The organism is Bradyrhizobium vignae (assembly GCF_004114425.1).
In the GTDB taxonomy this organism is placed as follows: Bacteria; Pseudomonadota; Alphaproteobacteria; order Rhizobiales; family Xanthobacteraceae; genus Bradyrhizobium; species Bradyrhizobium vignae.
Map to the genome: position 1 here is coordinate 1 of NZ_RDQF01000106.1, position 10,563 is coordinate 10,563.

Below are 10,563 nucleotides of genomic sequence, written 5' to 3' on the forward strand. Positions count from 1 at the left end.
CAAAGCGAAGGCGCTCCTCCATTACCGAACTCGCTTTCCACGGCATCCACACCTCCCGCAGAACAAAAGCGGAAAGTGTAACCCATGTGCCCGGTACGTTCTGTCACCTATGTCTCGGGCCGCTCAACGGCTTCAGGAAAGCCCCGCAAAATCCGGCCTTACCGCACGCCAGAGGTGTCTGGTGTAGCCCCTGCATGGCTTGCCAAGAGAGGCAATGCTAAATCCGAAGGTCTTGTCTGCGAGCCTATTGCCTTCCCGACGCCGAATTCATGGCGCGCGACCAGTATCAGGACTTCATCGATGGATTCGGATTCCGCCGAACCCTGCTCTGTCACGGCGATGTTCCGCTCCAGCGCAAGATCGACATGGACTTCGTGCGCCGCTTCCATCTGCTGTCCTCGACAGAACCGGTCGCGCCGGGCTTCTGCCTGGCGGATACATCCGAGCTGGAGTTCAAGACCCAGGAGGGAAGTTCGCTACGCGTTTCGCATCCTCTGTTGAAGTCAGCGTATCTCACGCTCGGGAGGGCATGGCCATCGACGCTGACGTTCGATGAATTGGTCAATGAAGCGACCCGCCAGCTGGACCCGCAACTGCCCTCGGCAGAGGATGTTCAGTTACTGGTGGAGGCAATGTTCGTTCTTGCCTGCAGCGGAGAGGTCGGCTTCTTCCTGTCGCGCCCCAAGCTGACACGGCATGTCAGCGACCGGCCTCTCGCCAGTCCGGTCGCACGCATGCAATCGCAGAGCGACACCATGGTTACGAACATGTTGCATCAGACCGTTCGTCTGGAAGATGAGCGTGGATGCCAGGCTCTTCAGCTTCTCGACGGCTCGAGAAGTTTCGATGAGCTGGTCGAAGTGATTTGTGGCGGCATGGCAAATGCCGCTGACCGACATCAGTCCTCGGTAGAGCGGGTAGATCCGGCGGCCGTGGCGGGAAACCTCCGTCAATTCCTGCAAACGGCCGCCAAACTTGGGCTGCTGATTAGCTAGCGTTCAATTCTTGAGGCAACGGATGGGTTGCTCCGAGCAGCGGTGCTATCCGCATGAAGAGGCATTGATTACCCGATCGGAGAGTCCTGTCCGCACTGTCCATATTGGAAGCGCAGGAATCGTTGGACCGGGAAGCTCGATTCGAACTGAGGCGGCTGCTCCGGCGCAAGTTACGTCGTGCGACCGGCCAGCACCCGCCGCAGCACGTCCCACATCCGCGGCTCGTTCATGTGCGCGACGTTGAATCGCATGAAGCTCGTGGCCGTCTGCGCCACGCTGAACACGTTGCCCGGCGCGAGCACGACGTTCTCCTCGAGTGCGGCGCGCGCAACGGCCGTGGCGTCCAGCCCATCGGAAAAGCGGCACCAGAGGAAGAAGCCGCCGCGCGGCATCAGCCAAGGCTCGATCCCCAGCGCCTGAAGTTTGCGCGCGATGTCGCGGCGGGTGCGCGTGAGCTTCCGTCTCAGTTCATCCATGTGCTTGCGATAGCTGCCGCCGGCCAGCACATTGGCGATGATGTCGGTCGCAACCGGGCTCGGTCCGCCAAAGCTTGTCGCGACCTGGAGGTCGACCAATTGCTCGATCCAGTCGGCGCGTCCCGCGATATAGCCGCAGCGCACCGAGGCCGACAGCGTCTTGGAGAAACTGCCGATGCGGATCACGCGATTGAGCCCGTCGAGTGCGGCAAGGCGCGGCGAGCGCTCCGGCTCGAAATCGCCGAAGATGTCGTCCTCGATGATGGTGAGATCGTGCGCGGCCGCCGCTGTCAGAAGCCGGTGCGCGGTCTGCAGCGACGTCGTCGCGCCGGTCGGGTTGTGCAGGGCTGAGTTGGTGATGTAGAGCCGCGGCCGTTCGCTGGCGAGGATCTGTTCGAAGCGCGCGACGTCGGCGCCCGACGGCGTGGTGGGCACGCTGATGATCTTCGCCTGATGCGCGCGCAGCAGCGCCCGAAAATTGAAGTAGCAGGGATCGTCGACCAGCACCGTGTCGCCGGGGCGGAGCAGGAAGCGGCAGATCAGGTCGGTTGCCTGCGTGCCGGAACCCGTCAGCATCAGCTGGTTGACCGAGGCCTCGATCTCGTCTTCGGCGAGTCGCTTCAGCAGCAGCCGGCGCAGAGCGGGCGAGCCGGACGTCGTGCCGTAATTGGTCAAGACGCTCGCATCCGTGCGGGCAAGTGCGCGCGCGGCGCGGCGCAAGGCGTCCTCCGGCATCCAGTCGGGCGGCAGCCAGCCGCAGCCGGGCTTGAGCACGCTCGCGTCGGCATCGAGCGATTGCCTGGATACCCAGAACGGGTCGACCGCGCGGTCGCGGCGCGGCTCGGCTTCGGTCAAGGCCAGCGGCGGCATGATGCTCGGCGAAACATAGAAACCCGAGCCGCGGCGGGCGCGGATCAGGCCTTCGGCCGCCAGGCGATCATAGGCTTCCACCACCGTGGACGGCGAAACGCCCATGGCCGCGGCAAGACGGCGGATCGATGGCAGCCGGTCGCCGGCACCGAGCGCGCGGGCAGCGACCCTCGCGCGGATCGCACTCATCACGTCGATCGTCCGCGTTCCGTTACGACCCTTTGTCTGCGCCTCGCCGTCCAAACTGTGCGACCTTCCATATCAATACAGTTTGGCAGAATTGTACTGAATTGTCGCTGTCCTTGCCATCGCGGAAGTCCGAAGATCGCCGTCCAAAAAGGGGGGACCATGCACTCTACCGCCAGCGGCTGGGGCCACGGGCTTCTCGGCGTCATCATCTTCAGCGGCTCCCTGCCGGCAACGCGCGTGGCAGTCGGCGGCTTCTCCGCGGTGTTCCTGACGTCCGCGCGCGCCGTCATCGCGGCGTTGATCGGGGCGGCGGTGCTCGTCGTGCTCCGTCAAACCCGACCGCAGCGGCACGATCTCGCCTCGCTCGCCATCGTCGCCATCGGCGTCGTGGTCGGCTTCCCCCTGCTGACCGCGCTCGCGCTCCAGCACATCACCTCGGCGCGTTCCATCGTCTTCATCGGCCTGTTGCCGCTGTCGACCGCGATCTTCGGCGTGCTGCGCGGCGGCGAGCGGCCGCAGCCGCTATTCTGGCTGTTCGCCGTGCTCGGCAGCGCCACGGTGGCCGGCTTTGCCCTCTCCGGCGACGGCGCGGCGTCGCTCACCGGCGATCTCCTGATGGTGGCCGCGATCGTGCTGTGCGGCCTCGGCTATGCCGAAGGCGCCGCGCTGTCGCGCCGCCTCGGTGGCTGGCAGGTGATCTCCTGGGCGCTGCTGCTCGCGCTGCCGTTGATGCTGGCGCTCGCCATCCTGACGTGGCCGCCCGCCTGGAGCGGCGTCGACGTGCCCGCCTGGATCGGGCTCGCCTATGTCTCGGTCTTCAGCATGTTCGTCGGCTTCATCTTCTGGTACCGCGGGCTCGCAATCGGGGGCATTGCGCGCGTCGGCCAGCTTCAGCAGCTGCAGCCGTTCTTCGGCCTCGCGCTCGCAGGTCTTCTGCTGCACGAGCCCGTGGCCTGGAGCATGATCGCCGCGACCGCGCTCGTGGTCGTCTGCGTCGTCTTCGCGCGGCGGTTTGCCTGAAGCCTATCGGCCTCACGCCTGCCCCATCACGGTCCGGGTCAGCGCGCTCCTCGCAAACTTCTTCAGCGGCATCGGCTTGCCGAACAGGAAGCCCTGCACGAGGTCGAAGCCGAGCTCGTTCGCCGCGACGAGGTCGGCGCGGCTCTCGACTCCTTGCGCCACCGCGCGCGCGCCGAAGCTCTGGGCCAGCTCGACGATGTGACGGCACACCGTGCGCTTGAGCCGGTCATTGCCGCTGCCGGTGACGAACTGCCGGTCGGCCTTCAGCCTGACGAAGGGAATCTTGTCGAGGCCCATCAGCTCCGGCCAATCGGCGCCGAGATTGTCGACGGCCAAGCCGATGTTGTGCAGGCCGACCTCGCGCGCCACCTCGGTCAGGTGGTCGAGATCGCGGGTCGCTTCCTGGCTGTCGATCTCGACCGTCAGTCCGCCGAAGGCCGGATGCGTCGGCACGCGGCGGCAGAGATCGCGCACGGCCTGCGGCTCCCTGAGATAGCAGGCGGGCAGATTGATCGACAGATCGACCGGGCTTTGTTGCTCCAGCAGATAATGCCAGTCTTGCAAGGCACGATCGATCACGAACTCCGAGAGCTCGCGAAAATGCGGATCGTGCGGCTCCGGGATGAAGTAGGCCGGCGGCACCACGCCCCAGGTCGGATGCCGCATCCGCACCAAGGCCTCGGCGCCGCTGCGCACCAGCGTGCGCGCGTCGATCTTGGGCTGGTACCACAGCTCGAGCCAGCCGGCGTGCAAGGCTTCGCCGACATGCACGGCCGGACTCGGCGCCGGCTCCTCCGGCAGCAGCATCGCAACGCGCTCGCGCAGCGTCTCCGCGGCAAAGGGCGTCGTGAGCGGCGGCAGCATCGCAAGGCCATATTCCTCACCGACCTGCCGCACGGCTTTGACAATGATCGACTCGCGGGCGCCGACGGCGAGAACCCTGCCGGCAAATGCCTCGCGCACCAATATCTCGAGGAATCGTCCCGGCTCGATGCCATCGGCGGCGACGCCGAGCAGGATCAGGTCCGGCAGTTCGGTGGCGAGCACGGTCTTCAGCTCATCGGCGCTGGCACATTCGCAGGTGACGAAGCCGAGATCCTCGAGCACCTCGCTGAGAAAGGCGCGCAAGTGACGCTTGCTGTCGGCCACGCAAGCGCGCGGCGTCACCTTTCGCCGTCCGAAGGTCACAGGCCTCCGGCCGACGAGTTCAGTCATCCCATCGTTCATTACACCACTCCCGTTCCGTGACGTTTTCTTAAACGCTGAGCGTGGGTTCAAATAAGGAGAGCTTCACATCGTTCTTGAATAATTTGAGTAACGTTAAGCCCTGCAATTCGAGCTAATTTGTCGACAGAATCTTCGAGAAGAATTCGCATACCCGAGCACCACACAGGCAACGACAAGTCAGCGCAGGCGAAATCTTCCTCGCGCGTCCGACTGTCGTTGCTTGCCGATGAACTGAGACGAGCGACGTGGTTGCATCGCCATCCGGTTCAACGATGACGCTTCCGCAGGATTAATTGCCGGCGGCTTTTTCGTGTTGCGCCGTGCCGATCGCCTTGTAGTCATACGTCGGATAGAATTCGGTTCGGTAAGAGCCCCACGCGGTGTCCTCGATGACGCGGTTGACCTCGCGCAGCCGTCCGGCCGGCAGGCGCAGCGTGATCACCTGTCCGATGCCCATCATCACGTACCAGCTCACGACCTCGACGCCGGGCGGCGGAAACGCCTTGTAGAAGCCCTGCTTGTCGAGCTGCGCATTCAGCTCGTTCAACGGGCGGGACTGGTCATGCTTGAAGAAGACGGTGAGCAGCACCGCATTGTCGGCGGTCGGCGCCGCATTGCCTTGCTGTGGCACCGTCTGCGCCATCGTCGTGGATGTCAGCGCCAGCGCGACCGTGAGCAGGGCAGACATCGTCAATATCCGTCGGTTCGACCTCATCGCGGATTTCCTTCCCAATGCTCGAGCGATGGATCGGAGCATAGGAGTGATGGCACGGCCGAAGAATTCATTTTCGCGCGATGCGCGCATGTCTCGATTTCGCTCGTAACGGTTCTGCGACAAGGCGCGCCGGATGAGACGGCGCGCGTGTGAAACACATCACATGTGCATTGCCGCAGCTGCGCTATTGGTCCGCGTAGCCGGTGGAGGGCTGTCGAGGACTACAGCTATGTCGATGCGGCGAATGATATCTTGGTGGTTCAGATTCGTGCTGTCAGGGCGATTTATGGATCGCTTCCTGTGCCTGCCGCGGTAGCCGCGCGCAACGTGTTGCTTCGCGACCGAACCCCGATCTAGTTTTGCCCGATCAATTTGCGGAACGCCGCCGCACCGTCCTGCATCGCGTCGCGGCCCTTCCAGGCGAGATAAGTCAGCTTGCCGCCGATCGTGTCGTGGCTGCGCAGGCGGCGCGAGCCGAGGATGTGTCCGACATTGGACGGGAAGCGGCTCACCTCGGCGGACACCAGCGCTGCGATCGCGTCCATCAATTGCCGGAGACGAATGCCCCACTCGCAACTTTCGATGCCGTCGATGCGGACCTTGAGCGCATATTCGGTGTCATAGATTTCGGCGAGCAGGTCGCGGGCGATCAGCACCCGGTTGTGCCGGAGCGCGAAGCGAAGCGCGAGACGCTTGTCGTCGAGCCGGTCGAGGACCATGGGAACGACGCAGGCATAGGGCGTGGCGGCAACGTCTGCGGCGGCCTTGCTCGCAGCGGCCTTGGTGGCGAGCCGCACCAATTGCCAGGACGTCTTCAGGCGCCGCGCCACCAGCGCCAGCGCGAAGGGCACCGCATGGGGATGCGCCTTCTTGAAGGCGTCGAGTTGCGCGGTGATCTGCGCGACCCGGCCGTCGTCGAACTTCGCGATCTTCTCGGGCAGCTCCTCGTCGAACTTCGGCAGCGCATCGCCGGCGCGCAACACATGCAGCATCTTCACGACGTCATCGAAGGCGGTGCGCGAGGCCGTGTATTGCGCGAGCTTGGCACGCGCAGAGTCGGCGCTCTCTGGCGAGGTGAGCGTGCTCTCGAGGACCTTGACGACCTTGGTCTGGAAGGTCGAGGCGATCTTCTGCACTTCCTTCGGATTGTTGGCCGCGACCTGGTCGTTGATCGCCTTGATGTAGTCGCGCGCCATGGTCGGCAGCAGGTCGCGGCAGATCCATTCCCAGATCGGAGTGAGAGTGTTGCGCGAGATCCGCCCCATATTGGCATGCTCGGGCGCGCCGTCGATCAGCAGCAGCTCCAGCGGCGCGAAGAAATAACGCGAAGGATTGGTGGCGCGCGCCTGGGTCGATCCGTCCTTGCGGAACTCGGCGCGCAGGCGGGACTGGATGTCGGCCGAACCCGGCATGTCGATGCCGCACAGCTCGAGCCGTTCGAGCTCGCTGAGCAGACAGCTGCGCGACAGCGGCGTCAGCCTCTGCAGGAATTCCGACAGCCGATCGATCTCGTTCATGGCACGCAATCTTTCGCAGCGTGTCCCGCGGGCTTGCGGGCCCAATGCGTGGAGGCATTTGCGCGCTCTCAACCTCCCTAGAGAAGCAAGCCGCCGTTAATTATTCCGTAAACCCGGGGCGGAGGTCAGGGGAAGGCCGCGGCCAAGGAGTCCTATCCGCTCAGCCCAGATCTTGGGGAAAGCTCAACCCTTGCATGGTCGGGTGCAACACCGCGCAAGCATAAATTGTGCCGAAGCCGCTGTTTTTGCGCAAAATGGCCTAAATCACCGTAGTCTTACGGAGCAAAAAGTTAACCACAGACAGGCCCAGGTTCCGCTAAATCAGTGACATGGGGTCACAGAATGATACGGCCGGCGATTCGCGGCCGTCGGAATGGCACGAAGGCAGCGCTGCTTCCGCTGAAGAGCCCGATTTCGTCCGCCTGAGCGCCGTCCGTGCCAAGGCAGCCGACGAAATGGCCGCTGCCATCGCCCGCGAGCTCAACGGCCCCCTGACTGCGCTCCTGCTCTACATGGGCGAGATCAAGCATCACAGCGACCAGCTCGCGCCCGCTACCGGCGATCGCGCCTATTTGCAGCGGGTGGTGGAGAACGCGCTGGCACAGACCGAACGCGTTTGCGGTCTGGTCAAACGGCTGGCCGGCCCTCACAAGGGCGGCCTGCCGATCCCGTCCGGCACGGAGGAGGCAGAATCGAAGGCCGCCCGCGTGCTGCAGCCGCAGCGCCTGCCGAACGCCGAACTCCTCGGCCCGTCCGGCCAGAAGCGGCTGACCAAGCGCGAACGCGAGGTGCTGAGGCTGATCAGCGAGGGCTACTCGAACAAGCAGGGCGCGCTTCGCATGCAGATCAGTCCGCGCACCTTCGAGAGCCACCGCGCCGAGGCGATGCGCAAGCTCGGTGCGCGCAACACCGCGGACCTCGTCCGCGCGGCGCTGCTGCATGCGATCGACTAGGTTTGAGCGGGTCTGTTGCGCCGCCGCAGGCGGTGCGGACGAAGCTCGAGACGTTCTCGAGAACTTTGGAAACGCTCAGAAATAATCTTCGGCGAACGGACGTGCGCGCGCGGCGGGACGCAGCGGCTTGATCTCTTCCTTCGGCGCGTTCGGAATGATCGTGATGGTCCAGCGTGGAGGCATGCTCGATTCCTGCTCCAGCACCGAACGCACGAAGCCGGTCACGGTCGACCCGCCGGCCTTCACCGTCGCCATCCGGCCATTGAACTGTGCAATGCGGAAGCGACGAACCTCCTTCTGGTCTGCGGTCTCGTAGGTGAACATGGAAAACCCTCCTGGTTTTCCAGGACTATCGCGACCCATGATTAGCCATCTCTAAAAATCCCAAACCGTAGAAGTACGGCGGGTTTTGCGCGGCGGCTCCTGCGCGCGGGCGGCGGCATAGGCGGCATCCATCCGGTCAAGGAGAACGCGGAATTCCGTCTCGCCGAGACCCTCCGTGGTTTTTTCCAGCCGCAACGCCAGCGCTGCGAGCCTGATATAGCCGAACGTCCCGGCCGCGCTCTTCAGCGAATGCGCTTCCCGCGCGATCCTGGCGTGGTGCTGCAAAGGCGAGAGCGTGCGGAACAGTTGCAGGCGCACGCAGGTCTCGCTCCAGAATACATCGCGCACTTCAGAAGCGCCGTCCTCGCCGATCTCGCGCACCAGCGCGTCGTATGCGCGCGGCTCGCGCGCAGGTTCGGCATCGAGCGCCTTCTGTGCAGGCGCGACGGTTACGTCAAACATGGCCTGCCTTGATCAATCACGGTTCGTTGGCGCGCGGCACGTGCCGGCGCGAGGCATGCCCCGTGTCTACCGCATTCGAATTTCAGTTCCGGTAGCAGGATGGCCCGTGTTTGCAGGTCGGCATTAGCCGGCCGTTTACCAATCGAGCGCGGCGATCAGCGCGTGCCGAGCAGGCGGTCGTACTGGGCCTTCACGATGGCGTAGCACTCGCAGGCCGTCTGGCGCAGGCCGTCCAGATTGGTGATCTGGATGTGTCCGCGGCTGTAGTGGATGAAATTGGCCTGCTGCAAGGAGTTGGCGACCAGCGACACGCTGTTGCGCCGCGCCCCGATCATCTGTGCCAGGGTCTCCTGGGTCAGCAGCAGTCGGGAGTCGCCCGACAGATCGTGGGTGTGCAACAGGCACCGCGACAGCCGCGATTCCACCGGATGGGCGGCGTTGCAGCCCGCGGTCTGCTGCACCTGGGCGTAGACCGCCAGCCCGTGGCGCGCGAGCAACGTGCGCAGGGTGCTGCTCTGGTCGGCGGCGATCCGCAGCCGCTCCAGATCCACCACCGAGGCGACGCCGGGAAACAGCACGATGGCGGTGTTCAACGCACACGCATCGCCCATGGTCGAAAGCGTCCCGAGCAAGCTGTCGCGGCCGATCATGGCGACTTGCACATGCTCGCCCTTGGCCAGCTCCACCACCAGCGAGATGACGCCGCGGTGGGGAAAATAGGCGCGCTCGAGCGCCTCACCGGTCTCGACCAGCACGGCGTCGTGGGGCAAATCGACCGTTCGCAGATGCGGGCGGATCAATTCATAGTCGTCTGCCGACAGTGCAGACAGGAAACCGTTGGGTGAACGCACCATCGTTCCCAAAGCTGCCTCCCCGGTTCCCTGCACTCCTCGAAGCGCGGCGTGAAATCACGCCCTACCCGGGTAAGTTGTATCATGTTCATGCCGGGATATGTTGGCGATTGGGACAAGTTGTCCGTCCTTCGTGATCGGTCTGCGACGCTGCCCCGACGTCGGCATACAGCGATTGCGCGATGCTCCCGTCACGGCACGGCTCCCATCGGGCACAGGCGGTGGCGAGCAGTTGCAGCAACTGATTGGGCGGGTGGCCGCTCGCGGTCATGCAGGTTCAATCCAGCGGGTTCGATAGACGATTCGGCGTGGCCTCCGTCCGTCATTCAGTTGCGCGGCGCATAAACAATACTAACCTAAGGGTTGTAGTGTCGTCTATATACCCGTTGGAAGGCAGACAGTGCCTCGGCCGCACGGCTCGGTTAGCGCGGCACGAGCCGCTTCGGCCGTAGGGTAACCGTTCGTTTACCTCAAGCGCGCGGACCGCGCAGGTCGCGGCAACACCGCAAAAGGCGGATCACGAGTGTGCCGCAGCTTGTGTGGCTCGGGCCAATGCCCTGCATGCCGTCTCTATCGTTCTTCATGAGCAGGACTTTCCCGCGCGCCTCGCCGTTATCGGTCTTACCTCGCATGTCCCTTCGCTGGGGCGCGGAGCCGCTTTTGCCGAAAAGCGCTGCAGCATGCAGTCGACCCGCAAACTTCTCTTCAATATCCGTAGTAGCACGGAGGATGAAATTAACGGGACTGTGAAATGGGATGTCTAACGATCCAGGCTAGGGGCGTCCATGCCCACGGTGGCTCAGGCGTCGCGTTCGGGTCCAGTCAGTAAGGCGTAGCTCATGGATGATCTGTTGCGGGAGTTTCTGACGGAGACCAGCGAGAGCCTGGACACCGTGGACAACCAGCTGGTGAAGTTCGAGCAGGAGCCGAACAACGCCAAGATCCTGGATAACATCTTCCGCCT

The 10,563-nt window shown here is 64.0% G+C and carries 10 protein-coding genes; 3 read left to right on the plus strand and 7 right to left on the minus strand.

All coding sequences use genetic code 11. The annotated features are described in order from the left end of the window. The first annotated feature begins 269 nt into the window (after positions 1 to 269). Positions 270 to 995: a hypothetical protein gene (locus EAV90_RS38285; RefSeq protein ID WP_129146387.1), complete on the plus strand. Its 726-nt coding sequence runs from the start codon at positions 270 to 272 to the stop codon at positions 993 to 995. Between the two features lie 170 nt (positions 996 to 1,165). Here the strand turns inward: EAV90_RS38285 and EAV90_RS38290 are convergent, their stop codons facing one another. After that, positions 1,166 to 2,530 carry an aminotransferase-like domain-containing protein gene (locus EAV90_RS38290; RefSeq protein ID WP_376707323.1) on the minus strand — a complete coding sequence of 455 codons (1,365 nt, stop codon included), beginning with the start codon at positions 2,528 to 2,530 and terminating at the stop codon, positions 1,166 to 1,168. A 159-nt stretch (positions 2,531 to 2,689) separates the two neighbouring features. Here EAV90_RS38290 and EAV90_RS38295 point away from each other — a divergent pair, with 159 nt between their 5' ends. Further along, complete coding sequence (locus tag EAV90_RS38295; protein WP_129146389.1) at positions 2,690 to 3,550, plus strand: DMT family transporter; 861 nt, start codon at positions 2,690 to 2,692, stop codon at positions 3,548 to 3,550. A 12-nt stretch (positions 3,551 to 3,562) separates the two neighbouring features. Here the strand turns inward: EAV90_RS38295 and EAV90_RS38300 are convergent, their stop codons facing one another. From EAV90_RS38300 to EAV90_RS38310, 3 genes are all read right to left on the minus strand, one after another. Then, complete coding sequence (locus tag EAV90_RS38300; RefSeq protein WP_129146390.1) at positions 3,563 to 4,777, minus strand: EAL domain-containing response regulator; 1,215 nt, start codon at positions 4,775 to 4,777, stop codon at positions 3,563 to 3,565. Between the two features lie 289 nt (positions 4,778 to 5,066). Next, positions 5,067 to 5,492 carry a hypothetical protein gene (locus EAV90_RS38305; RefSeq protein WP_164937292.1) on the minus strand — a complete coding sequence of 142 codons (426 nt, stop codon included), beginning with the start codon at positions 5,490 to 5,492 and terminating at the stop codon, positions 5,067 to 5,069. A 353-nt stretch (positions 5,493 to 5,845) separates the two neighbouring features. Further along, positions 5,846 to 7,009 (minus strand): hypothetical protein, encoded by a 1,164-nt coding sequence (locus EAV90_RS38310; protein WP_122400443.1) that lies wholly within the window; start codon positions 7,007 to 7,009, stop codon positions 5,846 to 5,848. Positions 7,010 to 7,338: 329 nt separating this feature from the next. Between EAV90_RS38310 and EAV90_RS38315 the strand changes: the two genes are divergently transcribed. Beyond that, on the plus strand, positions 7,339 to 7,962 hold the full coding sequence (locus tag EAV90_RS38315; protein ID WP_122400444.1) for a helix-turn-helix domain-containing protein: 624 nt from the start codon (positions 7,339 to 7,341) through the stop codon (positions 7,960 to 7,962). A gap of 75 nt (positions 7,963 to 8,037) precedes the next feature. Here EAV90_RS38315 and EAV90_RS38320 read toward each other — a convergent pair whose 3' ends face one another. The 3 genes from EAV90_RS38320 to EAV90_RS38330 all read right to left on the minus strand — a co-directional run bounded on the left by EAV90_RS38320 (position 8,038) and on the right by EAV90_RS38330 (position 9,602). After that, the gene (locus EAV90_RS38320; RefSeq protein ID WP_122400445.1) at positions 8,038 to 8,286 is read right to left on the minus strand and encodes a hypothetical protein; all 249 of its coding nucleotides are present in this window, start codon (positions 8,284 to 8,286) and stop codon (positions 8,038 to 8,040) included. Between the two features lie 51 nt (positions 8,287 to 8,337). Continuing rightward, positions 8,338 to 8,748 carry an Hpt domain-containing protein gene (locus EAV90_RS38325; protein WP_129146392.1) on the minus strand — a complete coding sequence of 137 codons (411 nt, stop codon included), beginning with the start codon at positions 8,746 to 8,748 and terminating at the stop codon, positions 8,338 to 8,340. 155 nt (positions 8,749 to 8,903) lie between these two features. Then, positions 8,904 to 9,602 carry a Crp/Fnr family transcriptional regulator gene (locus EAV90_RS38330; protein ID WP_208738586.1) on the minus strand — a complete coding sequence of 233 codons (699 nt, stop codon included), beginning with the start codon at positions 9,600 to 9,602 and terminating at the stop codon, positions 8,904 to 8,906. Positions 9,603 to 10,563: the final 961 nt, after the last annotated feature.